This is a genomic window from Streptomyces sp. NC-S4 (assembly GCF_054353315.1).
In genome coordinates this window covers 152999-179510 of sequence record NZ_CM135937.1, presented here as the reverse complement: position 1 = coordinate 179510, position 26512 = coordinate 152999, and the positions used below count along the sequence as shown (strand labels likewise).

The 26512-nt window shown below is 72.8% G+C and carries 25 protein-coding genes; 14 read left to right on the top strand and 11 right to left on the bottom strand.

Annotated elements, in window-relative coordinates; genetic code table 11:
- Nucleotides 1–10: 10 nt before the first annotated feature.
- The 4 genes from ACXNSR_RS00905 to ACXNSR_RS00890 form a co-directional block, all read right to left on the bottom strand.
- Nucleotides 11–562 carry an NUDIX hydrolase gene (locus ACXNSR_RS00905; RefSeq protein ID WP_458640200.1) on the bottom strand — a complete coding sequence of 184 codons (552 nt, stop codon included), beginning with the start codon at nt 560–562 and terminating at the stop codon, nt 11–13.
- A 111-nt stretch (nt 563–673) separates the two neighbouring features.
- Nucleotides 674–1573: an NUDIX hydrolase gene (locus ACXNSR_RS00900; RefSeq protein ID WP_458640199.1), complete on the bottom strand. Its 900-nt coding sequence runs from the start codon at nt 1571–1573 to the stop codon at nt 674–676.
- Nucleotides 1574–1731: 158 nt separating this feature from the next.
- On the bottom strand, nt 1732–3300 hold the full coding sequence (locus tag ACXNSR_RS00895; RefSeq protein ID WP_458643519.1) for an adenosine deaminase family protein: 1569 nt from the start codon (nt 3298–3300) through the stop codon (nt 1732–1734).
- A gap of 71 nt (nt 3301–3371) precedes the next feature.
- A complete protein-coding gene (locus ACXNSR_RS00890; protein ID WP_458640198.1) occupies nt 3372–4049 on the bottom strand; it encodes a CPCC family cysteine-rich protein in 678 nt (225 codons plus the stop codon).
- 340 nt (nt 4050–4389) lie between these two features.
- Between ACXNSR_RS00890 and ACXNSR_RS00885 the strand changes: the two genes are divergently transcribed.
- The 3 genes from ACXNSR_RS00885 (at nt 4390) to ACXNSR_RS00875 (ending at nt 7609) form a co-directional block, all read left to right on the top strand.
- Nucleotides 4390–5223, top strand: coding sequence for a PIG-L family deacetylase (locus tag ACXNSR_RS00885; RefSeq protein WP_458640197.1), 834 nt, complete (start codon nt 4390–4392; stop codon nt 5221–5223).
- A 167-nt stretch (nt 5224–5390) separates the two neighbouring features.
- A complete protein-coding gene (locus tag ACXNSR_RS00880) occupies nt 5391–6797 on the top strand; it encodes a tyrosinase family protein (RefSeq protein ID WP_458640196.1) in 1407 nt (468 codons plus the stop codon).
- Nucleotides 6797–7609: a copper chaperone gene (locus ACXNSR_RS00875; protein ID WP_458640195.1), complete on the top strand. Its 813-nt coding sequence runs from the start codon at nt 6797–6799 to the stop codon at nt 7607–7609. Before ACXNSR_RS00880 ends, ACXNSR_RS00875 begins: the two co-directional genes overlap by 1 nt.
- 58 nt (nt 7610–7667) lie before the next feature.
- On the opposite strand, the gene ACXNSR_RS00870 is transcribed toward ACXNSR_RS00875, so the two are convergent.
- Nucleotides 7668–8171, bottom strand: coding sequence for a MarR family winged helix-turn-helix transcriptional regulator (locus ACXNSR_RS00870; protein ID WP_458640194.1), 504 nt, complete (start codon nt 8169–8171; stop codon nt 7668–7670).
- A gap of 101 nt (nt 8172–8272) precedes the next feature.
- Here ACXNSR_RS00870 and ACXNSR_RS00865 point away from each other — a divergent pair, with 101 nt between their 5' ends.
- The 8 genes from ACXNSR_RS00865 (at nt 8273) to ACXNSR_RS00830 (ending at nt 16095) form a co-directional block, all read left to right on the top strand.
- Entirely contained in the window at nt 8273–9487 is a 1215-nt protein-coding gene (locus ACXNSR_RS00865; RefSeq protein ID WP_458640193.1) for a PP2C family protein-serine/threonine phosphatase, read from the top strand.
- A gap of 43 nt (nt 9488–9530) precedes the next feature.
- On the top strand, nt 9531–10073 hold the full coding sequence (locus ACXNSR_RS00860) for a MarR family winged helix-turn-helix transcriptional regulator (protein ID WP_458640192.1): 543 nt from the start codon (nt 9531–9533) through the stop codon (nt 10071–10073).
- A 219-nt stretch (nt 10074–10292) separates the two neighbouring features.
- Nucleotides 10293–11585 carry a PP2C family protein-serine/threonine phosphatase gene (locus tag ACXNSR_RS00855; protein WP_458640191.1) on the top strand — a complete coding sequence of 431 codons (1293 nt, stop codon included), beginning with the start codon at nt 10293–10295 and terminating at the stop codon, nt 11583–11585.
- Between the two features lie 104 nt (nt 11586–11689).
- Complete coding sequence (locus tag ACXNSR_RS00850) at nt 11690–13288, top strand: sensor histidine kinase (protein ID WP_458643518.1); 1599 nt, start codon at nt 11690–11692, stop codon at nt 13286–13288.
- A complete protein-coding gene (locus tag ACXNSR_RS00845) occupies nt 13285–13743 on the top strand; it encodes a response regulator (RefSeq protein ID WP_458640190.1) in 459 nt (152 codons plus the stop codon). Before ACXNSR_RS00850 ends, ACXNSR_RS00845 begins: the two co-directional genes overlap by 4 nt.
- Nucleotides 13744–13835: 92 nt before the next feature.
- A complete protein-coding gene (locus tag ACXNSR_RS00840) occupies nt 13836–14198 on the top strand; it encodes an STAS domain-containing protein (RefSeq protein WP_458640189.1) in 363 nt (120 codons plus the stop codon).
- Between the two features lie 26 nt (nt 14199–14224).
- On the top strand, nt 14225–14674 hold the full coding sequence (locus tag ACXNSR_RS00835) for an ATP-binding protein (RefSeq protein WP_458640188.1): 450 nt from the start codon (nt 14225–14227) through the stop codon (nt 14672–14674).
- 212 nt (nt 14675–14886) lie between these two features.
- Entirely contained in the window at nt 14887–16095 is a 1209-nt protein-coding gene (locus tag ACXNSR_RS00830; RefSeq protein WP_458640187.1) for a phospholipase D-like domain-containing protein, read from the top strand.
- A gap of 76 nt (nt 16096–16171) precedes the next feature.
- Here the strand turns inward: ACXNSR_RS00830 and ACXNSR_RS00825 are convergent, their stop codons facing one another.
- Entirely contained in the window at nt 16172–16915 is a 744-nt protein-coding gene (locus ACXNSR_RS00825; RefSeq protein ID WP_458640186.1) for a hypothetical protein, read from the bottom strand.
- A gap of 140 nt (nt 16916–17055) precedes the next feature.
- Here ACXNSR_RS00825 and ACXNSR_RS00820 point away from each other — a divergent pair, with 140 nt between their 5' ends.
- Nucleotides 17056–17460: a TetR/AcrR family transcriptional regulator gene (locus tag ACXNSR_RS00820; RefSeq protein WP_458640185.1), complete on the top strand. Its 405-nt coding sequence runs from the start codon at nt 17056–17058 to the stop codon at nt 17458–17460.
- On the opposite strand, the gene ACXNSR_RS00815 is transcribed toward ACXNSR_RS00820, so the two are convergent.
- The 5 genes from ACXNSR_RS00815 to ACXNSR_RS00795 all read right to left on the bottom strand — a co-directional run bounded on the left by ACXNSR_RS00815 (nt 17441) and on the right by ACXNSR_RS00795 (nt 22649).
- Nucleotides 17441–17854, bottom strand: coding sequence for a hypothetical protein (locus ACXNSR_RS00815; protein WP_458640184.1), 414 nt, complete (start codon nt 17852–17854; stop codon nt 17441–17443). The genes ACXNSR_RS00820 and ACXNSR_RS00815 overlap by 20 nt on opposite strands.
- 273 nt (nt 17855–18127) lie before the next feature.
- Nucleotides 18128–18628: an N-acetyltransferase family protein gene (locus ACXNSR_RS00810; RefSeq protein WP_458640183.1), complete on the bottom strand. Its 501-nt coding sequence runs from the start codon at nt 18626–18628 to the stop codon at nt 18128–18130.
- A gap of 62 nt (nt 18629–18690) precedes the next feature.
- Nucleotides 18691–19308, bottom strand: a complete 618-nt coding sequence (locus ACXNSR_RS00805; RefSeq protein ID WP_458640182.1) for an HAD family hydrolase — start codon at nt 19306–19308, stop codon at nt 18691–18693.
- Between the two features lie 23 nt (nt 19309–19331).
- The gene (locus ACXNSR_RS00800) at nt 19332–19748 is read right to left on the bottom strand and encodes a cytidine deaminase family protein (protein WP_458640181.1); all 417 of its coding nucleotides are present in this window, start codon (nt 19746–19748) and stop codon (nt 19332–19334) included.
- Nucleotides 19749–19850: 102 nt separating this feature from the next.
- Nucleotides 19851–22649, bottom strand: a complete 2799-nt coding sequence (locus ACXNSR_RS00795) for a glycoside hydrolase family 2 protein (RefSeq protein ID WP_458640180.1) — start codon at nt 22647–22649, stop codon at nt 19851–19853.
- A 262-nt stretch (nt 22650–22911) separates the two neighbouring features.
- On the opposite strand from ACXNSR_RS00795, the gene ACXNSR_RS00790 reads away from it, so the two are divergent.
- Complete coding sequence (locus ACXNSR_RS00790) at nt 22912–25476, top strand: molybdopterin-dependent oxidoreductase (RefSeq protein WP_458640179.1); 2565 nt, start codon at nt 22912–22914, stop codon at nt 25474–25476.
- Nucleotides 25473–26435 (top strand): FAD binding domain-containing protein, encoded by a 963-nt coding sequence (locus ACXNSR_RS00785; RefSeq protein ID WP_458640178.1) that lies wholly within the window; start codon nt 25473–25475, stop codon nt 26433–26435. The genes ACXNSR_RS00790 and ACXNSR_RS00785 overlap by 4 nt, the downstream gene beginning before the upstream one ends.
- Nucleotides 26436–26512: the final 77 nt, after the last annotated feature.

Below are 26512 nucleotides of genomic sequence, written 5' to 3'. Positions count from 1 at the left end.
CCGGTGCACCTCACCGTTCCCCGAGAGGCCCGGGAGGGGGCGGGCCGGGCAGGAGACGGGTGCGGTCGGCGCCGTCCGCGGCGTACTCGACGGGGTCGCCGGGCTGCTGGAAGTGCACGGCGGCGGGCGCGCCGGCCCGGTAGGCCTCCAGGCCGGCCCGGCAGTACGCGACCATCGGCTCGGGCAGCGCGCCCAGCGGGTACCAGCCCATGCCGTCACACCGGTCCGGCTCGCGCACCCGGGGCTGGCCCGTCCACCGCCGTACCTCGAAGAAGACGCCGATCCGCGAACTGCCGCCCCGTGGCGGGCGGTGGTGGACGGTGACCGCCGCGGTCACGTCCTGCGCCGCGATGAGGACACCGGTCTCCTCGCGGGCCTCCCGGATCACCGCCTCCACCATGTCCTCGCCCGGGTCGAGGTGCCCGGAGGGCAGGTGCCACAGGCCCGTCGCGTACACGGGCCCGGCCCGGCGCGACAGCAGTACCTGCGGACCGCGGGCTCCTTCGCGGCGCAGCAGGAGATGGACGTCGACCGGCACCGTGTGCCGGGGGCCGCCGCTCACGGCGCGGTCCGGGGGCGGCGGAGGCGGCGGACGCGGGGCTCGCGGCGACCGCGGCCGTGCGGGTGGCCCGGCACTGCGGTGACGGCGAAGCGGATCGTGGTCATGGGTGGTTCATGCCCAGCCGAGCTCGGAGTAGAGGCGGCCGGCCCGGATGCCCTCGACCGCGGTCCGGGCGTAGGGGACGACCGGTTCGGGGAGGTCGTCGGCGGGCCACCAGCCCCAGGACAGGCAGCGGTCGGGTTCGCACACCTCGGGTGTGCCGCGCCAGCGGCGCGCGCGGAACACGAGCTGGATACGGGGTCGGCCGCCCGGTCGGTCCACGACGTGCACGACGTGTACCAGCTCCACGTCGCCCGGTTCGATGCCCAGGCCGGCCTCCTCCTGTGCCTCCCGCACCAGGCAGGCGACGGCGGATTCCTGCTCGCAGTGTCCGGCGAGGAAGTGGTGGGTGGACGCGGCGAAGGCGGAGTCCGGGTGTCGCAGCCCGAGCAGGATCTGCCCGTCCCGTTCGAGGTAGAGGTGGACGCCGACGATGTTCCGCCGTGCCCGGGTGCCGGGCCGGGCACGGTCCGGTACGGCGGCCGGGGCGAGGCCCCGGGCCTGGTGGAGGTCGATGACCTCCTTCGTCCATGAGCACATGGTCAGGAAGGCGATCGTGGCCGCGTCGAAGTGGCGGAACATGATGCCTTCGGGACAAGGGAGTTCGTCGGCGTCGCCGTCCCAGGCCCCCAGGTACACCTGGATACGGCCCTCGGCGGGCCCGTCCGGCCCGGGCCCGTGACAGGCGACGATCGTGAAGGGTTCCAACGGCACGGTCAGGCCGGTCTCCTCGAGGAGTTCCCGTTCGACGGCCTGCGCCGCAGTCTCCCCGCCCTCCCGGCCTCCGCCCGGGACCGACCACGTGCCCGGATCGCAGATGTTCTTGTTGGCGTCGCGCAGATGCAGCAGGTACCGGCCCCGCGAGTCGACCAGGAGTGCGGCGGTGCCCTGCGGTTCGACGGAATCGTTCATCGAAGCTCCTTCACTGGTGCCTTGGAGAACGGTCCGGGTGCGGGGGCGTCACGGCCGACGCGGGAGCGAAGGGCGAGACATTCATGGCCGGTCCGGTAACGCGGACCGGCCCGCGCCCGTGAGGGGCGCGGGCCGGCTCCGGCCGGGTGGTCCCGGGATCAGTGGGATCCGGGGCGGGTGGCGCGGGCGTGTTCGGCTTCGAAGCGGTGGAAGGCCGCCTCCTGCCGCCACTCGACCTGCGCCTTCGGGCTGGCCTTCAGGAACCGGGCGCACCGCTCGCTCGGGTGCTCGGCGCCCTGCTGGTCCTTGGCGCACGCCCCGGTGGGACGGTATCCGGTACGGACGTCACGGTTCCACAGGCCCCGGCCGGGCAGGAACGAGTGTTCCAGGGAGGCCCTGGCCAGGTCCTTGAGCTCCGGGTAGCCGAGTCCGTACATCTCCGCCGCCCTGCGGTACTCGTCGGTGATCTCGATCCGGGACACCCCCGGGTCGTCGGTGGCGAGGACGACCGGTACGCCGTGGCGGCGGTACGTGGCGAAGGGGTGCGCGTCGCCGGAGACGCGCAGGATCTGCTCGTTGCTGTGGAAGGGGACCTCGACCGCGATGCGCCGTTCGGCCATGTAGCGCATGAGCGACTCCCAGCGGTCCTCGTGCAGGACGGACACGCCGTGCCCGATCCGTTCGGCGCGGCCGGTCTGGGCGGCCTCCCTGATGTGGAAGGTGAGGTCCTCCGGCTTGACCAGGCCGGGCACCAGCTCGCCCGCGTGCAGGGTGATGTGCGCCTTCGGGTACTGGGTCTTGAGGTAGTTCAGCATCCGCATGTGCAGGCGGTAGTCGCGCAGGGCGACCGGGTCGTCCTCCGGCTGCACCAGGTTGACGGCGACGAAGCGCGGGTCGCGCTCGGCCAGCCGCATGCCGAGCGCCATCTGGGTGAACACCCGCTCCGGGGTGCCGGCGCGGGCGACCTGGGAGATCCACCGGTACGGCAGGGAGCACGCGTCGTCGGGGCGCGGAGTGTCACAGTGCGCGGCGCTGCGGAACTCGACATCTGTACTGTCGGCGTCGGTACGAGCCTGCCGTACGACCGCGTCCAGGCCCCCGTCGGCGAGGAGCTTGTCGTGCATGCGGTCGAGGTCGGCGTCGTAGCCGACCCGGTCGGCGAGCGCACGGGCCTGGCCGGAGGCCGGGGAGATCATGGTCTCCAGGTAGAACTGGTTCTGCCGGGCGGCGGAGCCCGCGACCTCCGCGAGCATCCGGCCCGGGTGTCGCCAGGTCACCTCGCCGAACTTGCCGAAGGTCGCGAAGAAGTGGTCGTGGCCGTTGCCGTCCGCCGGGAAGTCCTGCATCGACCAGGCCCGGATGACCTGCTGGCGGAAGGCCGCGTCGGTGACGGCGTCGCCGGCGGGCCGGGTGCCGGCCCCGCACGGCGGGGGCACCGCGGTGGTGGTGTCGGTGGTGATGCACAGGCCGTCCCCGGCCGCGAGTTCGATCAGGAACTCGGTGGTGACCGCTCCGGACAGGTGGTTGTGCAGGTCACCACCCTTGGGGAGGTCGGCGAAGAAGTCCCCGGCCCGGCCCGGCCCGTGGGCCGGGGGCGGGACGGGGGCGGGCGCGGAGGCCGCGTACGCGGAGGCGGGTGCGAGCAGGGCGAGGGCGGAGAGCGCACCGATCAAGTGGGAAGGGATCACCGGCACATGGTGGTGAAGCGGATCACCACAGGTCGGCATGCCGGGCCGGGCGCCGGCCCGTGTCACCCGGGAGGCCCCGTAGAGGATCGTTCCTTCCGCCTTGTTCGCCGCTACTGCTCATAGGCGACGCTGAAGCCCTGGACCGTCTCGTCGTATTTCTCCAGCTGGTCCCTGAGCGTGGTCGCAGCCAGTGGTACTCGATGTTCCAACTCGGCCCAGCGGACGAAGCGCAGTCGCTCGGGCATCGCGACGAGGCCGGTCACCGCATCCCAGAACGCGTCCCAGTTCATGCCGTAGAACGACGGGAAACCCAGCTCCCGCTTGAGGACCTCATGGAGGTCACGCTCGCCGCGCACCGAGCCGACGTCGATCACCACCTCGCGGTTCGGATCGTGCTCCGGCTCTTCGGGAACTCCCCGGAAGGAAGGGAGCCACCAGCACAGGGCCGACCCGTCAGCAGGCCATGGACGGCTGTCCTCGCCCGCGAAATCCTCGAACAAATCGATCGCCGGGTCGATCGGGCGCCATGCCGGGTCGACGGGTTCGTCATCCGCCGGAGGCCGGACGAACCGCCGCCCCCGCTGGTCGCAGGCACCGTAGGCCCGGAAGTTCTGCTGGGACTCGGCGAGCGACCACTGATTGGCGCCACCCGGCCTGAACGGCCGGCGGAACTGCACCGGGTCGTCCTCCCAGGAGCAGATCGGGCAGATGGCATGGGAACCGGGCCAGCCGTCTTCGACATCGAAGACGAGATGACCACAGCAGGGGCAGGGGCGACGCGTATCCACCGGGACAGTCTGGTCCGTGTCCCGGACAACAGCGACCCGGTTTCCCGGGAGCGGTCAGCGAGCGGGCTGCCGCGTCGAACGCCCGTTTCCGCCTCGGGCGACTCCCTGGCTACGATCAGCGACGGGGTCGGCCAGGAGGGCCGGGACGGAGGCCGTCCGGAAGGCCGCGCGGCCGCGTCGGGAACAGCCGGTCCGGCCGGCGGGGTTGCACGGTTGGGGAACACGGAGACCGTGAGGTAGTCCGCCCCGCCAGGCCCCGGCCCCCGGCCCAGGCCCCCAGGATCGCGGTACGCCCGCCGCGCACTCGGACCGAGAAGTACTTCTCCAGGAGGATTGTTTCGTGAGTGACCGGCCCTTGACGCTCATGGCAGTGCACGCCCACCCCGACGACGAGGCCACCGGAACCGGAGGGGTCCTCGCGCGGTACGCGGCGGAAGGCATCCGCACGGTTCTCGTGACGTGTACCGACGGCCGCTGCGGTGACGGACCGGGAGGTGTCAAGCCGGGCGATCCCGGCCACGACCCTGCGGCCGTCGCCTTGATGCGCCGTCAAGAACTGGAAGTGAGCCGCGATGTCCTGAAGATCAGTGATCTGGAAACGCTGGACTACGCCGACTCCGGGATGATGGGCTGGGCGAGCAACGACGCCCCGGGATCCTTCTGGCAGACCCCCGTGGCGGAAGGCGCCGCCCGGCTTGCGGAACTCATGCGGCACTACCGGCCCGATGTGGTCGTCACCTACGACGAGAACGGCTTCTACGGCCACCCCGACCACATCCAGGCCCACCGCATCACGATGGCGGCGCTGGAGATGACCGAGCTGACACCGAAGGTGTACTGGACGACGATGCCCCACTCGGGGATGCGGCGGTTCGGTGAGATCATGCGCGAGTTCCACGAGGACATGCCGGAGCCGGATCCCGCAGAGGCTGCCGCGATGGCCGAGATCGGCCTGCCCGACGACGAGATCACCACGTGGGTGGACACCACCGCGTTCAGCGGCCAGAAGTTCGACGCGCTGGCCGCACACGCCAGTCAGGGCGAGAACATCATCTTCCTCAGGATGGGCAAGGAGCGGTTCGCCGACCTGATGGGCGTGGAGACCTTCGTCCGTGTCAAGGACACCACCGACGCCGACCTGCCCGAGAACGACCTCTTCGCCGGACTGCGCTGACCCACCCGGGCGCCCTCCCTCTGGCCCTGTCGCCCGCGCGCCGAATCCGTGCAGGCGTGTCGTTTCGGTAGTTTTCTCACGATTCTGGTTCGCCGTCCGCTGGATGGACGACGGGCGGCCGGGCGATGCGAGCGACCGAACCATGCCGGGTGACGGAGGCGGACGCAATGGTGGTGCACGTACGCAGGAACGTGTGGAAACTTCCGGAGGGTGATCAGACGCTCGCGCACTATGCCGCGGCCGTCCGCGAGATGAAGGGCCGGGACCCGGACAACCCCACGAGCTGGTTCTACCAGGCAGCCATGCACAAGACGACGGTGACCCCACCGAAGCCGCTGTGGAACGGCTGCCAGCACGGGTCCTGGTTCTTCCTCTCGTGGCACCGCATGTACCTCTACTTCTTCGAGCGGATCGTCCGCGCGACGGTCGAGGATCTCGGCGGCCCGGCCGACTGGGTCCTGCCGTACTGGGGCTACGACGCCGGCGGGACGCAGGCCCGGATCCCGCCCGCCTTTCGTGAGTCGCAAGGCGGCACCAACCCCCTGTTCGCCCAGCGGGGCAACAACATCAATCTGGGCCAGGCCCTGCCCTTCCAGGTCACCTCTGCGGTGTCGGCGCTGGCGCGCCCCCAGTTCGTCGGGGAAGCGGAATTCGGCGGTGGCATCACGCCGGACGGCGACTCCATCTGGAACAGACACGGACAGATCGAGCTCACGCCGCACGGCACCGTGCACAACCACCTCGGCGGTCTGATGAAGAACCCCCGCACAGCCGCGCAGGATCCCGTCTTCTGGCTTCACCACGCCAACATCGACCGCCTGTGGTTCGAATGGTCGAGCCACCCGGGGCACAGCAACCCGACCGACCCGCGCTGGACGGACCAGGAATACCGGTTCTTCGACGCCGACGGGACCGAGCAGCGTCTGACGGGAGCCGGCATCGAGGACATCGTGAACCAGCTCGGGTACACGTACGAGTCGAACCTGGCGATCACCACCCCGACCCCGACCCCGACCCCGGCCCCGTTCCCGGTGCCCGAGATGTCGATGAGCAATCCGAACGCCTCCGGGCCGGCCCGGCCCGAGCGGAGGGAGCTGGTCGGCGCGTCGCAGCGCCCCGTACGCCTCGTCGGCCGCGCCGTGAGCACCGATGTGCTCATCGACGAACGGACGGTGCGCTCGCTCGGCATGGGTCTCGGAGCGATGGCCGCCGAAGCCCAGGGCAGGGTCTATCTCAGCGTCGAGGACATCGAGGGCGACGAGAGCCCCGACACCGTCTACGGGATCTACGTCAATCTGCCCGAGGGAGCATCGGACGAGGTGGCGGAGAGCCACCGAGTGGGCAACCTGCCGTTCTTCGGTATCGAGCTGGCACAGGATCCGCGAGGAGATGAACACCCGCACGGTCTGCGGGTGACCGTGGAGATCACCCCACTCGTGCGCAGACTGCAAGCGGAGAACGCGTGGGACGATCGCGAGGTGCGCGTAACCTTCCTGCCGCTCGGCTTCACGGAGCCGCAGGGCGAGGACGACCCGCCGGTCCAGATCGGACGCGTCAGCCTCGGTTACACCTGATGACGCAGGAGCGTGCGCAGCGGGTGCGCTCCCCGCGGACGATACGTGTGCGGCGGCTGCTGCGGCCGCGAGTCTCCCTCGGCTTCGAGCTGGTGGCCTTCGCCGCCTGGGTCGTCCTGCTCTCGCCGGTCGTGGCCGGGCGGATGCACGGCGCGGATGGCGCAACCCACACGCACGGAGCGGCCGGCGCCGTGGAACCGGGCGGCTCCCCGGCCGGCTTCGGGGCATCCGGTCCCATGGACCTGGCGATGTGGACGCTGATGAGCCTCGCGATGATGCTGCCCGCGGCCGTCCCCGTGCTCGAGCACGTGGGCACGAACAGCCTGCGGAGACGACGGCAGCGCGCGATGGCGACGTTCGCCGCCGTCTTCCTGGCCGTCTGGATCGGATACGGCGCGCTGCTGCTGGGGCTGGCACCGCTGTGGTCGTCGCTGCCCGACGAGGTCGTACTCGCCTCGGCGCTGGCGCTCGCGGCCGCATGGCAGCTGACCGTCCGCAAACGGCGTGCCCTGAGGGACTGCCACCGATCCTCCCCGCTACCGCTGAGCGGCTGGCCCGCGGTGGCCGGGGCCGCCCGGTTCGGGCTGCGCCACGGCGGAGCCTGCTTCCGTTCCTGCTGGGCGCTGATGCTCGTGATGGCCGTGGCGAGCGGAACCGGCGGGGGGACCGGGATGCTCGGCTGGATGGTGCTGCTCACCGGCATCGTCACGACCGAGAAGTTCGCCCGCAAGCCGCGCCGCCCCACGCAGGTCGCGGCCGCGATCCTGGCCGCCGCCGCGGTGGTGGCCGCTCTCGCCTCCGCGATCACCTGAACCGCGCCCGCCCGTTCCCGCTGCGCCCGCGGTCGCCCGGCCTTACGCACGCCCCCGCTCAGGCCGTCCTGGTGCTGAAGGAGGGGGTCGGGGGCGGCAGCCGCAGCGGCTTCGCGACCGCCGCGCAGAAGTCGGCGAGCCCCGTCGCCAGGGCGGCCCGGGAGGCTTCCGGCATCGCGGACATCGCCTCGGCCAGCGCCTCCTGCCTGCGGGCACGCAGCCGTTCCAGATACGTCCGGCCCGCGGGAGTCAGGCCGAGCAGCACCTCGCGGCGGTCGTCGGATCCGGGGTGCCGTTCGAGGAAGCCCACGGCCTGCAGCCGGTCGCACAGCCGGGTGACGGACGGCGGGGCTGCCTCCAGCAGCCTGCCGAGCTCGCGGAGGTTCAGCTGGTCGTTCGCCTCGACGAGGAAGAGCACCCGGGCCTGCGCGGAGGAGACGGGCGCGGCGCTGGCCGTGTCCCGGCCCCGCTCCCAGACCACCTCCAGCAGCTCGATCAGCTCGCTCATTTCCGTCACCGCCGACACGGCGGGCCGCGGAGAGCCGATCGACCGCTGACTCATGTGACACTCCCTACCGGACGTACGCGCAGCCCTTCCCCGGCGGACCGGCGGCTTCGTCGTCCCCCATCTTGGCAGTTGCGAGAGAGACAGGTACGGGGCCGGTGACTGAAGGCGTACGCGGCGAGGGGGGTGGGGGTGGCGGGGACGTCGAGCGCGTGTTGCGCGGCGCCGCCCCCCACGCGCTGTTCGAGGAGGTCCGGAGCATCCTGACCCGCGACCACGGGGCGGCCGGCGCCGAACTGCTGATGGCGGACTACGCCTCGGCACGGCTCCAGCCCGTCACGGCACAGCCGTTCACCGCCGATTCCGTGTCGGCGTACAACAGTCCCGAAGGGCGGGCGTTCGGCGCCCAGGAAGCGCACGTGGTCCCCGGGGAGGACGGGATCACCGTGCACCTGCCGGTGACCGTGCGCGGCGACCGGCTCGGGGTCCTGAGCGTCCGTTACCCGGCAGGCCGCCCGGTCGGTGGGCCGGTCGGCCCGCTGCAGGACGTGGCGGACGCGCTGGCCCACGAGATCCTCGTCGCCGACCGCGACACCGATTTCTTCCTGCAGGCGCGCCGGGCCAAGCGGCTCACCCTGGCCGCCGAGATGCAGTGGCAGCTGCTGCCGGGGCGCTCGTGCTCCCGGCCCGAGTACGATCTCGGGGCCCAACTGGAGCCCGCGTACGCCATCTTCGGCGACAGCTTCGACTGGTCGGCCTCCGCCGACCATCTGACGCTGACCGTCAACAACGGCATGGGCGAGGGTATCGACGCGGCGCTGCTGACCAGCCTCGCCGTCAGCGCCCTGCGCAACGCCCGGCGGGCCGGCCTCGACCTCGCCGATCAGGCGGCCCTGGCGGACCAGGCCCTGTACGGCCAGTACCAGGGGCGGTTGCACCTGGCGATGCTGCTGCTCCGCTTCGGCCTGGACACCGGCGAGGTCGAGGTCATCGACGCCGGGTCGCCCCGGGTCTGGCGGCTGCGCGGGGGCACCGTGGAGCGGGTCGGGCTGGAGGCGCAGCTGCCGCTCGGCATGTTCGAGGACACCGTCTACACCGTCCAGCGCTTCCAGGTGCTGCCCGGGGACCGGCTGTTCTTCCTGAGCGACGGCGTCTACGACGTCCTTTCCCCCGGGGGCGAGCCGTACGGCCTGCACGCCCTGACCCGGGCCATCATGAACACCCGGCTGCTGCCGCCCTCGCAGGTGCCGCGGGCGCTCCTGAAGGAGCTGCCGGGGTACCGGGGCGACGTGGACGCCACCGACGACGCGATGGCCGTCTGCCTCGACTGGCGCGGCCGGTCCGGTACGGAGGCCGGCGGCGCCGCGCGGTAGGCGGCCGGGGCCGAAGCACGCCGGACGGTGGCACAGTGGAGGCATGCCCCGTCCCGGCCGCTCCGGCGCGTACGAGGACCCGGCCGCGGCCCTCGCCGCCGCGGCGGACCTCCTCGCGGTGCTGCACGCCAGGGGCCAGGACGGTGTGGATCCGGCCGTATCGCCGTCGCAGCTGCGGGCACTGCTCGCCGTGGAGGGTGCCGAGGGGGGCAACCTGCGGACTCTGGGCAACGTGCTCGGCTCCCGTCCGCCGTCCGTCACCCGGCTCTGCGACCGGCTGGAGGCCATGGGGCTGCTGACCCGCTCGCCCCATCCGTCCCGGCGCCGCGAGGTGGAGGTACGGCTCACACCGCAAGGGCGGGCGCTGCTGGCCGAGCGGAGGGCGATCCGGGTGCGCGAGCTGTCGGCGGTGCTGGGGCGGATGGCGCCCGAGGCGGTGGACGCGCTGGTGGCGGGCCTGGAGGCGTTCCGCGAGGCCGCCGCGGGCTCGTACCCGGTCGCCGGCCCGCCCGCAGGTGCCGGTACGCCCGCGGGCGCCGGCCCCACCGCCGCGTCGGCGCCGGCCCCTGTCCCCGACAGCGCCTGACGTCCGGGCCCCGCCGGCCGCTCCTGGTCCGGGGCTGGTTTCGAGTCCCGTCGGCGGCTCCCTGTCCATGGGTGGTTCCCGGTCCCTCCGCGGGATGACAGAATCATTGAGCTTGTAAAATATTGCCGAACGGCAAATGATCACTTTAGGCTTGTCCGACGCAACCACGCGTCCGTCGGGCGTCCGCCGTCCGAGATGAGAAGGGACAGACGAGACGCCATGGTGAGCCTCTCCGGGCTCGGGGCCCAACCCCCGTCCGCCCGCACGCCCCAGCCGCCGGTGGTCCGGCCCCGGCAGGAGTCCGCCGGGAGACCGGACGATTCGCTGGCGCTGTGGAACGGCCTGCCCCCGTACGTCCTGCTCATCGAGGACGACGAAGGCGACGCCGTGCTCGTCGAGGAACTCGTGGCGGACAGCGGGATCGAGGTCCGCCTCGGCCGGGCCCGCTCCCTCGCCGACGCCCGGCACCTGCTGGAGACCGAGGCCCCCGAGTGCGTCCTGCTGGACCTGCACCTGCCCGACGCCCAGGGCCTGGACGGGCTGGAGAAGGTCCTCGCCGTGTCCGCCGAGGCCGCGGTCGTCGTCCTGACGGGCCTGTCCGAGGAACGGGCGGGACTGACCGCCGTCGCGGCCGGCGCCCAGGACTACCTGGTCAAGGGACGCCTTGAGGCCGACGTCTTCATGCGGGCCATCCGCTACGCGATCCAGCGCAAGCGCACCGAGCTGGCGGCCGTCGCCCTCCAGGCGGGCAAACTGCGCGCCGAGGAGAACGCCCGCCTCGAACGCGGCCTGCTCCCCACGCCGCTGCTGCTCGACGACGCGGCCGACGCCGTCACCGTCTGCGCCCGGTACCAGCCGGGGCGCGCCCAGACGCTGCTCGGCGGGGATTTCTACGACGTCGTCCAGACCCCGGACGGGGCCACGCACGCCGTCGTCGGCGACGTGTCCGGCCACGGCCCCAGCGAGGCGGCGCTCGGCGTCTGCCTGCGCGTGGCGTGGCGGTCGTTCGTCATGGCCGGCGCCCGCGGCGCCGAACTGCTCGGGCTCCTGGAGCGGATCCTGCTGGCGGAACGCTCGGGCCCCGAGATCTTCGCCACCCTCGTCTCCCTGACCCGTCCGGCAGGCACGCGCGCCGTCTCCGTACAGCGCGCCGGCCACCCCGGATTCCTGGTCCGTTCGACGGCCGACGTGGAGCTGCGCACGGTTCCGGGCGGGCCCGCGCTGGGCATCCTGCCCGGCTGGGGCGCCGGCTGGCCCGTCACCGAGGTGGCCGTGGAGGCGGGCGGCGCCGTGATGCTCTTCACGGACGGCCTGATCGAAGGGCGCATCGGACCCGGCTCCGACCGCCTCGACGAGACGGGCCTGCTGGAAATCGCCCGCAAGCACGCCGACCTGCCCGCGGAACCGTTCGTCGACACCCTCATCCAGGCGGCGCAGGGCCTCGCCGCGGACTGGGGCGGCCTGGCCGACGACGTCGCCGTCCTCCACCTCGAATGGAACTCCTCCACGTGACCTCCCCCGCACAGCCTCCCGAAACGCCCCAGGGGCGGGCTCCGGACCGCCACGGGCCGAGCCTCCAGGCCTGGCTGACCGGCGTGCTGGTCGTGCTCGCCCTCATGGTCGTCGGCACGGGCGCGCTCGGCGCGGCCCTCCTGTCCCACACCACGACGGCCGGAAACCGGCTCGTCGACGGGATCCTGCCCGCCCAGCGCGACGCCCTGCGGCTGGAGACGGCGCTGCTGGACCAGGAGACCGGGGTCCGCGGCTACATGCTCGCCGACGAGCCCGCGCTGCTGGAGCCGTACGAGCGCGGCCTGGCCAACGAGACCGCGGCGGCCCAGCACCTGGCGGCGGTCCTCGACGGCGAAAACGGCACGCGCGAGGACCTCGCGGCCGTGCAGGAGGCCGCCCGGACCTGGCGCGAGCAGTTCGCGACCCCTGCCATCGCCTCCGTGGAGAACGGCGCCGCCCCGCCGTCCCTCCAGGCCGGCAAGGACCGCTTCGACGAGGTCCGTCGTCGGATCGCCGCCCAGCAGGCACATCTGGACCGTATCCAGGCCGATGCCCGTACCACCTTCGGTGAAGCCCGTTCGCAGCGCGACCACATCCTGCTGGCAATCGTCGTAGCCTTCCTGCTGGCCGGCTCCGCCCTCGCCGTGCTGCTCCACGTGGGCGTGCTGCGGCCGCTCGGCCTGATGCGGACCGCCTCCCGGCGAGTCGCCGACGGGGCCTTCGAGGAGGAGATCCCCCTGCGCGGCCCCTCCGATCTACGTGCCCTGGCCCGGGCGGTGGAGGCCATGCGGCACCGGACCGTGGCCGAACTGAAGGCGTCGCGGCGCAATGGCGAGCGGCTCGACCGCATCGCCGCCGAACTGGACGCGCAGGCGGTGGAGCTGCGCCGTTCCAATGCGGAGCTGGAGCAGTTCGCGTACGTCGCCTCGCACGACCTGCAGGAGCCGCTGCGCAAGGTGGCCTCCTTCTGCCAGCTGCTGGAGAAGCGGTACGGGGACCAGCTCGACGAGCGCGGCACCCAGTACATCGGCTTCGCCGTCGACGGCGCCAAGCGGATGCAGGTGCTCATCAACGACCTGCTGACCTTCTCCCGGGTGGGCCGGGTCCAGGACGCGCGCGAGACGGTCGCGATGGACGGCCCCCTGGACCGGGCGCTGCGCAACCTGTCCGCCGCCGTGGAGGAGAGCGGCGCGGAGATCACCCGGCCCGAGCGGCTCCCGGACGTGGTGGGCGACCCGACGCTCCTGACGATGCTGTGGCAGAACCTGGTGGGCAACGCCGTCAAGTTCCGCTCTCCCGACCGCGCTCCGCGCGTCGAGGTGGCCGTGGCCGACGACCCCGACGGCCCCGACGCGGAGCCGGGATTCCACACCTTCACCGTCACCGACAACGGCATCGGAGTACCGGCCGAGTTCGCCGAGAAGGTCTTCGTCATCTTCCAGCGGCTGCACGGCCGCGAGACCTACGGCGGCACCGGTATCGGCCTCTCGCTCTGCAAGAAGATCGTCGAGCACGCGGGCGGGCGCATCCGGATCGACACCGAGCACCGGGAAGGCACCCGGATCGTCTTCACCCTGCCCGTCGTCGCCGCTGTACCCACCACCGCCCCCGATACCGCCACCCCCGGCGCGGCCGGGGCCGCGGTGTCCGGCGCCGACACCGAGCCGCCCGCTCCCGTACCCACCGAAGGAACCCTCCGATGAGCACTCCCGCAGACCGGCCCCAGGCCACCCCCGCCGAAGTCCTGCTGGTCGAGGACGACGCGGGCGACGAGCTGATGACCCGAGAGGCCTTCGAGGACAACAAGATCGGGAACGTGCTGCACGTCGTGCGGGACGGCCTGGAGGCCCTCGACTTCCTGTACCGCCGCGGCGAGCACGCCGACGCGCCGCGCCCGGACCTGATCCTGCTCGACCTGAACCTGCCGAAGTACGACGGACGGCAGGTCCTGGAGCGGATCAAAACGGACCCGGAGCTGAACCACATCCCGGTGGTCGTGCTCACCACCTCGGCGGCCGAGGAGGACATCCTGCGCAGCTACAAGCTGCACGCCAATGCCTACGTGACGAAGCCGGTGGACCTCGACCAGTTCATCCGGGCGATCCAGCAGATCGACGACTTCTTCGTCACCGTGGTCAAGCTCCCCCGCGCACGGTGAGGCCGATGGCCGGGCCGGTGGCCGTGACGGCGACATGACGCAATGGTTCGGGAATGCGAACGGAAAGAGTGGGGAAGACGGACGTGAGCAGCATGGACACACACAACGCCGAGGTGCGCAGTCGCGTAGAAACCCGCTCCGACGGGGACGTACGCATCATCGTGATGGCGGGTGAGTTCGACATGGACAACGTGGCCGATCTGCGGACCGCCATGGATCCGGCGACGCCCGGCGTGGCCCGGTTCGTCCTGGACGTCGCCGGAGTGACGTTCGTGGACTCGACCGCGCTCAGCGTCATGCTGCAGCCCGCGCTGGACCGGCCGGTGGTCCTGGCGGGGACCGTGCCGAGCCGTCTGGCCCGGCTGCTGGAGCTCACCGGTGCGGATCTGGCCTTCGCCACCGCGCCCAGCGTGGCCGAGGGCACTGTCATGATCGTCCCGCCCCGACAGGGGTGAACGGCGTTCCCGTGAGGAGGTGAAGGGTGCTGGACCACGCCGATGCGAGCGGCGTCAGGGCGAGCCCGGGCGCGCCGCGCACCGCCATGCAGGCGCGCGACCGCGTACGGGCCCTGCTGAGGTCCTCCGCCGTCGTGCGGGTCGGCACCGCCGACGTGGAGGTACTCCTCACCGACGCCCTGCTGGTGACCTCGGAGCTGGTCACGAACGCCATCCGGCACGGCGGCGGGCTGCTCGGCTTCGAGGCCTCCCTGTGCGTCGGCGGGACCGGTCTGCGGATCGCCGTCACGGACGCCGTCAGCACCGCTCCCGCGTCCCCGCCTTCCCGTCCCGTCGGCGCGGTGACGGGCCAGGGCGGTTACGGGTGGCTGCTGATACACCGCCTCACACGCAGCGTGCGGATCACCCCTGCCGCGCACGGCGGCAAACGCATCGAGGTCGTCGTCCCGCTCGACGGCGCGCCCCACTCCCCGTGAGTCTCCCGGCCGGTGTGACAGCCCTACCGGTTTGAGGTCCGGGATTGCGGCCACACGGACGTCGAACACCCCGACACCGGTCGGGGCGGGAGGGGGAGCTCGTATGACCGCACCCGACCGGGACGCGCCGGCCTCCGTACGGGCGACGTGTCGTGCTCCGCCGCCGACACGTCCTGGCCCGCCCCGTCCACCCCTGCCCGAGGAGCCACGTCATGACCACCACCGACGACACCGTCACCACCACGGCCGACGCCGCCGACCGGGCCGACGAGCGCATCCACCGCATCCGCCGCCGCCTGGAACGCCTCATCGGCATCGCGGCGACCGAGGGGAACTCCGTACGTCCGTTGCGCAACGGCGACGAGATCTTCGCCGCGATGCTCGACGCCATCTCCTCCGCCCGGCACACCATCGACATGATGACGTTCGTCTACTGGAAGGGCGACATCGCCCGCCGGTTCGCCGAGGCCTTGGCCGAGCGGGCCCGCGACGGCGTGCGCGTACGGCTGCTGCTGGACGGCTTCGGCAGCCGCCTGATCGAGCGGGACCTGCTGGACCGGATGAGCACGGCCGGGGTGGACGTCGCATGGTTCCGCAGACCCGTCTTCCTCTCTCCGCTCAAGCAGAACCACCGCTGCCACCGCAAGGTCCTCGTCGTCGACGAGCGGACCGCCTTCACGGGCGGCGTCGGCATAGCCGAGGAGTGGTGCGGCGACGCCCGCAACCCGCACGAGTGGCGTGACACGCATGCGGAGGTGCGCGGGCCGGCCGTCGACGGGATCGCGGCGGCGTTCGCCCAGAACTGGGCCGAATGCCATCCCGAACTCTTCGACGACCGCGACCGGTTCGTGAACCACGAGCCGGCCGGCTCCGCCGTCGTCCAGGTGGTGCGCGGCTCGGCCGCCTTCGGATGGCAGGACATGCAGACGCTGATGCGGGTCGTCCTGGAATCGGCCGAGGAGCGCGTGCGCCTGGCGACCGCGTACTTCGCCCCCGACGACTACTTCGTCGAGCTGCTGTCCGCCACCGCCCGGCGGGGCGTGACCGTGGAGATCCTGCTGCCCGGCCCGCACACCGACAAGCGGGTGTGCCAACTGGCGGGGCAGCACCACTACGAGGCGCTCACCGCCGCCGGGGTGCGCATCCACCAGTACCAGCCGACGATGATGCACGCCAAGATCATGACGATGGACGGGGTGGTCTCCCTCATCGGCTCGACGAACTTCAACCGCCGCTCCCTCGACCACGACGAGGAGGTCATGCTGGCCGTCATGGACCCGGCCGTCACCCGCACCCTGGACGAGCACTACGACGATGACCTCCGGGCCGGCACGCGCATCGCTCCGGGCCGCTGGCGCCGCCGCTCCGTCCTCCAGCGCGCCCGGGAACTCTCGGTCCGGCCGCTGCGCCGCTTCTTGTAACGGCTCGATCCGCGCCCACTGCGCGTCAGCCAACGACGCACATCAACCAGCGATCCGATGATCTGAAATAGGCGGCCTAGCCGCCCCCGCCCCCGCCCCCGCCCCCGCCGCATCCGCCTCCGCTCCCGCAGCTGTAGCCCCCGGCGCCGCTGATGCCGATGCCGGACGGGCCGCCCCGGCCGCGTTTGCGAGGGTGGCGCCGGGGCGCGGGGCGGGTGGTGCGCTTGACGTGGAGTTCGAGCAGGACGGCCGGGCCGAGGGCCTGTTCCAGAGCGGCGAGGAGCTGCCGGGCGTCGGTGTCCGGCGGGAGGACCGCCCGGCAGACGTCGGAGTCGTCCCGGATCAGGCGCAGCGTGAGGACGCGGGTGGCGGGAAGGGGGTCCCCGGCGTACGGCTCATCGATCTCCTGCTCCAGGCGCAGGCGGTCCGGCTCCTCCATCGGCCGCCACGGACCGCTCCCCAGGCCGCGCACCAGGCACACCCCGGGGGGATCGCCCGCGGCGGAGAACCTGATCCGATACACCTGGAAGCAGGCCGCGGCCAGTGCGCCCGCGAAGCCCGCAGCGACGGCTGCGGACACCATCCAGAGGGCCACCACCCCCACCGCGGCCCAGCCGGCGCCGGAGAAGAGCACGAACACCGCCACCGGCAGGACGAGGGCGATCCCGAGCAGGCCCGTACCGAGCGCGGTCAGCGCGGCGCTCCCCAGCGAGCGCGGCACGGTGAGCCAGGAGTCGCCGCCCGCCCGCAGCACCACGTCCGTCGTCCCCGACCCGCCCCGCTCCACGCCCCCGGGCGCCCCCGGGCTGTGTGCCGTCATCGCCCCACGATAGATCTGACGCCGGGTGACTGACCAGATGCCGAACGTGTTCACCGCTGCGTGCGGCGGGCGAGGCGTGCGGCGGCGAGGTGGAGCACGTTGTCGACGGGTGCCCGAGGGCTGCGGTGAGCGTGTCGCCCATGGAACGCCGGGGGCACGCCTGCGTGCGGGCCGCCCCGAGCCTGTGGGAGGACCCCGTACCTGCCGAGGTCCTGCGCTCCAGCATCCTCACCGCCGCCCAGGAACCCGTGGCCGTCGTCTCCCGCAGCCTGCCCGACGCCGAACGCAACCTGCGGGCCAGCCTCGTCTCCACCCAGATCGCCGGCATGGTCATGAACCGCTGCATCCGGCAGGTCGGCACCATCGCGGACCTCCCCGCTCACGCCGTCGCCGACCTGATCGCCCCCACCATCCAGCACTACCTCACCGGCCCCCTGCCCCGGGGCTCGGTGACGACGGCCGGGGCCCGGGCTGATCCGGCCGAGCCGTACGAGCGGCGCAGGCCGATCGCGCCGCCTCCTCGTGTCACAGGGGCCGATGGTTGAACCAGGCGCGGCTTTCCGGCTGGTTGGGGCGGACGATGCCCAGGATCGCCGGCACCAGCCAGGCGAACCCCAGCAGGGGGATCACCTGGAAGAAGGCCCAGCTGAACGGCAGCGCCGTCCACCCGAAGACGAGGGCGGACACCCGCAGGTTCTGCTGGCGCGTGGGGAACTTGAGGGCGGTGGTGACACCCCACGCGCAGACCCCGAGGACGAGCAGGCCGGCGAACACCACCATCCCCGCGTGGTCCTCGCCCGGCGTGGTGCAACACGGGGTGGAGGCGTCGCCGTCGCCCCAGATGGATTCGGCGACGGCCACGCTGTTGGTCACCAGGGCGATTCCCAGGAGGGCCTCCATCCCGCCCACGACCATCATCAGCACACGAAGGCTCCGCACGGCGTCCGGCATCCGCGCGCCGGGGGGAATCGGTTCGTGGGGGAGTCCTCGCGGCGCACCGGAACCTCCGGGACCCACCTGTCCCGGGTTGCCGTTTCCGTTCGCGGGTGACCGCTGCCAAGGCCGCCGGCCGCCCGATTTGCCGTCGTCCACGTTCATCCTGACGGTCCTTCCGCTGGAAAGGCCTCGCACCTGCGCGCCATGCTCCGGCGGGTCCCGCCGACTGTCCAGCCGCAAATCCGGCCAGCACCGCGTACTTCCCGTCGTACGCCGCTACAAGGTGATCCGGTACCGGACCTCGGTGATGGACACTCCGTCGTAGTCGTCGGCCTGGACGGCGCCGTCGGCGACGTAGCCGGCGCGTTCGTAGAACCGGCGCGCCCCGGCGTTGTCGGTGAGTACCCACAGCAGGACGGAGCCGAAGCCACGTGCCAGAGCTGCGGCGTGCACGGCCCGGAGGAGCATGGCGCCGATGCCGGAGCCGATGAGCGAGGGCTGGACGTACAGCGCGTAGAGCTCACCCCCGGCCGTGGAGGAGGGCCCGAGGCAGGCCCAACCCACCACTGCGCCGCAGGCGTCCACCGCCACCAGGTCGATCGCGGCCTTGTCCGGCTTCGTGAAGTACTGCCGGCGCTGGTGCGCATCCGCTTCGACCGTCATACGGGCGAGGTAGGACCGGGGCAGGATCCCGGCGTACGCGGCCTGCCAGCCGGTCACCCGTATCTCCGAGACAGCCGCGACATCGGCTTCGGTCATTGCTCGTACAGTCGACATCACCGCACTGTACGAGACTTCCGATCAAATGATCCTTCCCGTTTCCCCGGTCGCATTCCTGGTCACCGTCGCAGCGCCGCGGTCGCATCCCGCAGTTGATCGACGTGCCGGTAGTGGATCGCGGTCAGCCCGGCCGCCCGCGCCGCGGCGACGTGGCCGGGCGTGTCGTCGATGAACAGGCAGCGCCGCAGCGGCACTCCCACCGCCTGCGCCGCGGCTTCGAAGACCCGGTGGTCGGGTTTGGCCACCCCGGCGCGGGAACTGTTGACGACCGCGTCGAACGCGTCGGCCAGCCCCAGCGCGGCGAGGTCCGTCTCAAGCCGCGTGGTCGCGTTCGACACCAGAACGACCGGTACCCGGCCGCGTATCGCGGTCAGCAGTTCCAGGACCGCGGCATCGACGCGGCCGGTCAGGGACGACCAGCCGCCGACGAGATCCTGAGCGCGGGCCGGTGATCCGCAGACTTCGGCGAGGTCCTCGGCGACGCGCCGGCGCCACTGCTCGTCGCTGATCCGTCCCGTGACGGCGGCGTCCACGAGCTCGGGGCGGAAGGCGGCCGACGCGAGAGTGCCCTCGGCCAGTCCGGCCTTCCGGTCGAGCGCGGTCATCCCGTCGGGATCCCACAGGCGCAGGACCCCGTCGAAGTCGCAGAGCAAGGCGTCGAAGGGGGCGTCGTTCATGTCCGGATCCTTTCGGACGGCAGTCATGCCGAGTCGAGTTGGTGGTCGGCCCAGACGTAGCTCTCGGGGAGCAGGCCGGAGACGGGGAGGGTACGGGGGCGGTCGTCCGGGCCGACGATGACCTCGATGGCGGGGAAGTAGTCGAGGAGGACCTGTCGGCATCGGCCGCACGGGGGAAGGATCCCCCGGTCGCGGTCGCCCACGGCGACGATCGTGTCGAGTACGTACGCGCCCTGGGTGGCCGCGGTGCCGATGAGGACCAGCTCGGCGCAGGGGCCGCCGGTGAAGTGGTAGGCGTTCACCGCGGTGATGATCCGGCCGTCCCGGGCGCGGGCCGCGGCGGCCACGGTGTGGTTGTCGCCCTGGCACCGGGTGCGCGCGACGTGCGTAGCGGCCCGGACGAGTTCGTGGTCTACGGGGTGAGGAGGTTCGGTGGTCATCGGCTCAGCCTTCGTTCGGTGTCGGCCGACCGACGTTGGCCCGAGCCGGGGAGGGTGCGCAAGCGAATATCGCGGGGGAGAACCGGCTCGGGCCGCCGGGCGTCAGGGGGAGCGCGGGGTGATGTGGGTGGTGGGTGTGTTCCAGCCCGAGATCCGTACCCGCAGCGGCGGACCGGCTGCGTCGGCCGTCCGGTGATGGGCCGTCAGGACGGCACTCTCACCCGGCCACAGGCTGATCTGATTGTCGTTCCAGCGGACCGGTAGTACTGGTTCGTCCCGGCCGTCGACGAGATGGAGATCGGTCAGCAGCGCGGGCGTGCTCCCGCGGCCGGCGTTGCGGACGGTGACCGTGGTGGTGGACACCGAGCCGGCATGACGCGTCGTACGGGCGGTCGCGGTCACCGTGGCGGCCGCGAGGGAGCTCAGGCCGGTGAGGTCGCCGTAGGCGGTCGTGGGGGTGTGGTACCAGTCGCTGGCGCCGTAGTCCAGGACGTCGGGTCGGGTGGAGAGCCAGTAGACGTTGCGGCTGACCTCGCGGCCGGCGCTGTCGGTGAGCGTGAGCCGGACGAGGTACGTGGCATCCCGTCGGTCCGCGGAGGCCGGAACAGCAGGAACGGTCAGCGCGGTGGTCCGCGCGCCGTTACCGCCCACCCGCAGCCCGCGCACGGTGCGGTCGTAGAGGGAGGTCCCGTCGGTGCCGAAGAGGGTGACCCGGGCGGTGAGTCCGGAAACGGCGGCCGCCCGGCGGTTGATGACGGCCACGGTCCGGTCGTCGTAGGAGTACTGGACGTGCAGGGGTTCGTTGGCCTTCCTCGCGCCGTAGTAGGCGCCGCCCAGGTCGAGGTAGCGGTCGACGAGCTGCCAGTGCAGGGAGGTCCAGCCGCTGTTGAACATCCAGTAGACGAGCCCCGTCGAGGGGGCGGTGGCGTCGTTGGCGTTGCGGGCGTAGGCCTCGAACTGGGCGCGGACGTTCTCGTACTGGCCGAGCTGCGCCTTGGCCACGTAGTCCCGCAGGCTGCGCGGCGCGCCGTAGCGTCGCGTGAGGGCCTCGTTGAACAGCCTCAGCGTGCTGAAGGTGCGGGAAGGGGAACGGTGGTATTGCGGGGCGGCGGGCGATGTCCACAAGGTCTCGAGTTCCGCCGGGGAGAGCGTGCGGCGCAGGGTGTCGAGCGTGGGGATCGAGGGCCCGGCGCTCGTCTCGGAGTTGAAGCCCGTCGCGCCGCCTTCGCGCTTGTCGTACCAGTACGAGGGCGGGACCCAGTCGTACGGGCCGGTCATCCGCATGCCCGACGGGCCGCTCAGCGGCGTCGTGACGGCGGAGGCGGCCGGAACCACAGGGGTGGGCCAGTCGGCGGCGCGCAGGGCCTCGAGGTAGTCCCGCTCGGTCCCGGCGTCGGGAGCGAAGTCGCTGCCGATGAGGAAGGACAGGACGCTGGGATGGTCGCGCAGCCGGGCGGCCTCGGCGGCCATGGAGGCCCGGGCGGTGAGGCGGTCGGCGGCGTTCCACTTCTCGCCCGAGCCGGTGGGGTTGACCGGCCCCTCCCATTTGTCGCAGCACTCCCAGCCGGGCAGCACCAGCATGCCGTGCCGGTCGGCCAGGTCGAAGAACTCGTCCGGTTCGATGTGGCCTTCGAGGCGGAACGCGTTCAGACCCGCGTCGAGCGCGGCCTTGATCCGGTCCTCCGCGGCCATGGTGTCCCAGCGCAGCAGCTCGTCGGCCGACCAGCCGGCACCCCGGATCAGCAGGGGGCGGCCATTGATCGAGTACTGGCGGGCGCCGGCGGAGTCGAGGGGCGCCCGCACGTCACGGATGCCGAAGGAGTGGCGGGCGGAGTCCGAGCGGGTGCCGGCCACCGTCGCCGTCAGGCGGAGTGCGTAGAGGTTCTGCGGTCCCATGCCGGCGGGCCACCACAGAGCGGGCCGCTGCAGGCGCAGTTGCCGGTGGCGGTCCGGGGCGAAGACGAGCGCACGGGTTTCCCCGGCGCGCAGCGTGACCTCCTCGCGCAGCACGATTCCGCCCGCGCCGGTCCCGCCCGCGCCGGTCCCGCTCCCGCCGATGGCGGCGGTGACGGTCGCGGTCACCGCCTCCCGCGAGTCGTTGCGGACCCGCGCCTTCACGGTCAGCTCGGCCGGGCCCGACGCCGGGGACGCCACGTCCAGGCCGGTCACGACGTGGGCGTCGTGCAGCGAAACCGGCCCCCGGCGGCGCACCAGGACATCACGGACGATGCCCATGTTGGCGTCGGGCGGCGGCTGAAGCCAGTCCAGCCAGCCCAGCGTGAGGTGTTTGCGCGGATCGTTGGGCTGGATCCGGAAGGCGACCGTATTGGTGCCGGCCCGCACCAGACCGGTGATGTCGAGCTCGTGGCGCGTGTACACACCGGCCACCTCGGCCGCCGACGCGACCCGTCGGCCGTTCACGTACACGTCCGCCGCGGAGACCACCCCGCTGAAGTCCAGCGACGTTCGCGCGGAGGCGTCGGGGAGCGTGAAGTCGCTGCGGTACCACCACGGACCGGCGAAGTCACGGCGAGGGATGCGCTGTTGGTCGGTGGAGTAGAACGGGTCCGGGTGCGTGCCGTCGGCGACCAGCGCGGCGAGCACCGTGGAGCGGGGCCCGGCCCGGTGCCAGCCGGTCGTCGCGTAGCCGGGCGTGGACACGGCCGCCGCCGTATCGGGCACCTCGGCTGCCGACCGGATCGCGTACCCGGTCAGCGCGGCGGTCCCGCCCGGTGCCACCGGCGGCGCCGCGGCAGCGGAACCGGGACCGGGACCGGCCGGGAGGCGCGGGGCTGCGGCCGAGGGCACGGCGGCCGGGGCGAGCAGCAGACCCAGCAAGGCCACGGCCACGGCGGCCGCCCGGATTCGCCGGGTGCGAGCGGGACGGGAAAACTGGGACACGGTGGTCTCCGGGGGAGCTGGTCGGACGTCCACGTGACGCGAGGATCAGGTAACGGACCGTAACCCACCCGCCCCGCGGGACGAACCGTCATGACCGTACGGCGAGCCGCGCGCGCCTAGCCGCTCCCGCCCGGTCGGCGCGGGAGCGCCGACCTGCGCCGGAGCCGCGAGCGGGATATGAAGGTGCATGAGGGCGGGATCCGAAAGAGACGGCCTGGCGCGAGGTCCCACGGACGCCACCCCGCGGTGAGGAGAACGTGTCGTGGAGTTCGAGGTCAATGGCACCCGGCACGCGGTGGACGTGGAAGACGACCCGGCCGCGGTGGACGTGCTCCGGGACCGGCTGGACCTGACCGGCACCAAACTGGTCTGCGCGGGCGGGGTGTGCGGGGCCTGCACGATCCAGGTCGACGGCGAACCCCGGGTGTCCTGCCTGACCCCGGCGGTCGCGCTCGCCGGCCGGCGGGTGACGACCGTGGAGGGCCTGTCCGGTCACCCGGTCGGACGCGCCTTCGCCGGCGAGGACGCCCTCCAGTGCGGCTACTGCACCCCGGGGTTCGTGGTCGCCGCGGCGGCGTTCTTCGAGCGGTGGCGGGCCGCCCACGGCCGAACCCGGCCCGGACGGGAGCCGATCGCGGCCGCGCTCGCCGGCCACCTGTGCCGGTGCGGTGCGTACGAGGGGATCCTCGCCGCGGTGGCCGCGGCTTGCGCGGGTGACTACGACACGGCCCCGGCCGGAGGACAGGCGCCGGCCGTCCCGCGCACCGAGGCTCCGCAGAAGACCGACGGATCGGCCCGCTACACCACGGACCTGCGGCCCGGGGGACTGCTGGAAGGGGTGATCATCCGCTCGCCGCACGCGCATGCGCACGTACGCTCCCTCGAAGCCGGGGACCTGCCCCTGGTACCGCTGCTGCCCCCGGACGGCGTCGTGCGGTACGTCGGGCAGCCGGTGGCCGCGGTCGCGGCGCCGGACCGGGCTTCCGCACGGGCGGCCGCCGCACGGGTCACGGTCGACTACGAGGTCCTCCCCGCGGCCCTGGACGCACGTCAGGCCCGAACGGGCGATGGCCCGTTGGTGTACGAGGACAAGGCGGCACGCAAACGCGCACCGGGCTCCGGCGAGACGCCCCAGCTCGTGCCCGCCCGCTGGCGCGGCAACCTCCGGGGCCCGTCCGCCATGAGCAAGCGCCCCGCCGCGGCCGTGCGCCGCATCACCGAGGCCCGCAGCCGCACCCCCGAGCGGGTCGTGGAAGGCGTCTACACCACCGCCGCGCAGACACACACCCCGCTCGAACCGCACGCCTGCCTGGCCCAGTGGGTCGACGGCACCCTTCACCTGGATGTGTCCACCCAGTCCGTGAAACGCACGGCCGAGCTCGCCGCCGAACGCTTCGGCGTGCCCGTCGAACGAGTGGTGGCACGGGCCGTCCACGTAGGCGGCGGATTCGGCTGCAAGATGGGGCTGACCTCGGACGTCGTCGCCGCGGTCGAGCTGGCCCGGCTGCACGGCGCCCCGGTGCGGGTGGTGCTGGACCGGGACGAGGAACTCACCGACGGCGGATACCGGCCCGGCACCCGGATCCGGCTGGCGATGGTCGCGGACGAGGCCGGCGAGCTGAGCGCGCTCGCCATGGACGCGGACAACGACGGCGGGATCTCGGTCGGCGGCACCGTGGCGGCACTGGCCCGGTTCATGTACGGCAAGGCCCCGCGCCGGCTCCGCGACTTCGACACCGTCACCCACCGTCCGCCGGGCGCCCCGTTCCGCGGCCCCGGCGGACCCACCATGTGCTGGGCCCTGGAGCAGGCCGTCGACGAGATGGCCCACCGGCTCGGCGAGGACCCGATCGCCCTGCGCCGCCGCTGGGACGGCAACCCCAAGCGGCACGCCCTCTACGAGCGGGCCGCCGCGCTCCCGGTCTGGTCGGGCCCCCGCGGCGGCACCGGCCGGTTCCGCCGGGGCGTCGGCGTCGCGGCGGCCAACTGGATGTACTTCCTCGACCCCGTCACCGAGGTCGAACTCGCCGTCGAGGACGGGATCGTCGTCGCCCGGTGCGCCGTACAGGACATGGGCACGGGCTCGCGCACCGTCCTGCGCCGCGCCGTCGCCGCGGGACTCGGCCTGCCGGAGGACAGGGTGCGTGCCGAAGTCGGCCACAGCGACGCCGTGCACGGCCCCACCTCCGGCGGCAGCCGCACCACACCCTCCCTCGTGCCCGCCGCCGCGGACGCCGCCGCCCGGCTGCGCGACGCGCTCGGCGGCAATGACGTCGCCGCCCGGCTGGCCATGGCGCACGGCGTACGCGCGACCGGCCGGCGCCCCCGGGACCGGCGGGGCTTCGTCACGCCCTTCACCATGGGCGGTATCGCGATCGGCCGCGGCTTCACCGGATCGGTGCAGGTCGCCGAGGTCGAGGTGGACACCCGGCTCGGCCGGGTCCGCCCGCTGAGCGTGTGGAGCGGTATCGCCGCGGGCCGGATCCACGAGGACCGCCTCGCCCGCAGTCAGTGCGAGGGCGCCGTCGTGCAGGGCATCGGCTACGCCCTGTACGAGGAGCGGCGCACCGACCCGGCCACCGGGCGGGTGCTGACCGAGAACCTCGAGGACTACCGCATCCCCGGCATCGGGGACACCCCGGAGATCACCGTCCACTTCCACCAGGAGGGTTTCGAGCACGTTCCGGGCGGCGGAGTCGGCCTCGGCGAGATCGCGACCCTGCCCACGGCCGCCTGCCTGGCCAACGCCGTCCACGACGCCACCGGCTGGCGTCCGTACGACATGCCCATCCGCCCCGACCGGCTCCTGGAAGGACTGGGCACGTGAGCACCGAGACCGCCCTCACCGACCTCTCGGCCGCCGTACTGGCCCGCGGCGGGGAGCTGCGCGCCGGTGGCACCGACACCACCGCCCGCCGGCGCAGCGGCATCTCCCCGGGACCGTTCACCGACCTCGGCGGCGCCGCCCACCTGCGCGGCTGCACGCCGCTGCCCGGCGGCGGGCTGCAGATCGGCGCCCTGACGACCCTCGCCGAGCTGGCCGCCGATCCGCACGTGCGCGCCGGCTGGCCGGCCCTGGCCCTGGCGGCCGGGAGCGCGGCCACTCCGCAGATCCGCGCCGCCGGCACCATCGGCGGCAACCTGCTGCAGCGCAACCGCTGCTGGTACTACCGCAATCCCCATTTCAGCTGCCTCCAGAAGGGCGGCCCCGGCTGCCCCGCGCGCCAGGGCGACCACCACTTCGGCGTGGTCAGCGGCGACGGCCCCTGCATCGCACCGCACCCGTCCACCCTCGCGATGGCCCTGCTCACCTACGACGCCCAGGCCCACATCCACGGCGAATCCCCGCGCGGCGTGGCCGACCTGTACGGCGAGGGCGACCGGCTCTCCCGCGCCGACCACCTCCTGCCGCCGGACCGCATCCTGACCTCGGTCCACCTGCCCGCGCCCTGGCCCGGCGAACGCGCCGCCTGCCACCGGGCCATCAGCCGGGCCCATGCCGAATGGCCGCTGGTCGAGGCCACCGCCCGGCTGGTGCTCGACGGCTCCACCGTCACGCACGCGGCCGTCGCGGCGGGCGGGGTGGCCCGCGTACCGCTGCGGCTCACGGAGGTGGAGGCCGCCCTGATCGGCCGCGAAGCCACGCCCGAGGCCCTCGCCGCGGCCGCGGCCACGGTCCACGCCCGCTGCCGCCCGCTGCCTCAGACCGGCTACAAGGCCGAGCTGTTCGCCAACACCGTCCTGGAAGCCCTGGAACAGGCCCTGGGACCGGCCACCGCCGGCTAGGCCGTCTCTTTCGGATCTTGCCGGGCCCGCGACGCCCGGCACCGCACCCGGCCGCGTTGTCGGGACACCCGAGTACG

Excerpts from the sequence above, each read along its gene's own strand:
- ACXNSR_RS00870 (WP_458640194.1), bottom strand. The coding sequence starts at position 8,171 with ATGAGTCAGCGGTCGATCGGCTCTCCGCGGCCCGCCGTGTCGGCGGTG.
- ACXNSR_RS00855 (WP_458640191.1), top strand. The coding sequence starts at position 10,293 with ATGGTGAGCCTCTCCGGGCTCGGGGCCCAACCCCCGTCCGCCCGCACG.
- ACXNSR_RS00825 (WP_458640186.1), bottom strand. The coding sequence starts at position 16,915 with ATGACGGCACACAGCCCGGGGGCGCCCGGGGGCGTGGAGCGGGGCGGG.
- ACXNSR_RS00900 (WP_458640199.1), bottom strand. The coding sequence starts at position 1,573 with ATGAACGATTCCGTCGAACCGCAGGGCACCGCCGCACTCCTGGTCGAC.
- ACXNSR_RS00805 (WP_458640182.1), bottom strand. The coding sequence starts at position 19,308 with ATGAACGACGCCCCCTTCGACGCCTTGCTCTGCGACTTCGACGGGGTC.
- ACXNSR_RS00820 (WP_458640185.1), top strand. The coding sequence starts at position 17,056 with ATGGAACGCCGGGGGCACGCCTGCGTGCGGGCCGCCCCGAGCCTGTGG.
- ACXNSR_RS00875 (WP_458640195.1), top strand. The coding sequence starts at position 6,797 with ATGACGCAGGAGCGTGCGCAGCGGGTGCGCTCCCCGCGGACGATACGT.
- ACXNSR_RS00810 (WP_458640183.1), bottom strand. The coding sequence starts at position 18,628 with ATGTCGACTGTACGAGCAATGACCGAAGCCGATGTCGCGGCTGTCTCG.
- ACXNSR_RS00850 (WP_458643518.1), top strand. The coding sequence starts at position 11,690 with ATGGTCGTCGGCACGGGCGCGCTCGGCGCGGCCCTCCTGTCCCACACC.
- ACXNSR_RS00880 (WP_458640196.1), top strand. The coding sequence starts at position 5,391 with ATGGTGGTGCACGTACGCAGGAACGTGTGGAAACTTCCGGAGGGTGAT.
- ACXNSR_RS00895 (WP_458643519.1), bottom strand. The coding sequence starts at position 3,300 with ATGCCGACCTGTGGTGATCCGCTTCACCACCATGTGCCGGTGATCCCT.
- ACXNSR_RS00800 (WP_458640181.1), bottom strand. The coding sequence starts at position 19,748 with ATGACCACCGAACCTCCTCACCCCGTAGACCACGAACTCGTCCGGGCC.
- ACXNSR_RS00860 (WP_458640192.1), top strand. The coding sequence starts at position 9,531 with ATGCCCCGTCCCGGCCGCTCCGGCGCGTACGAGGACCCGGCCGCGGCC.
- ACXNSR_RS00845 (WP_458640190.1), top strand. The coding sequence starts at position 13,285 with ATGAGCACTCCCGCAGACCGGCCCCAGGCCACCCCCGCCGAAGTCCTG.
- ACXNSR_RS00830 (WP_458640187.1), top strand. The coding sequence starts at position 14,887 with ATGACCACCACCGACGACACCGTCACCACCACGGCCGACGCCGCCGAC.
- ACXNSR_RS00840 (WP_458640189.1), top strand. The coding sequence starts at position 13,836 with ATGGACACACACAACGCCGAGGTGCGCAGTCGCGTAGAAACCCGCTCC.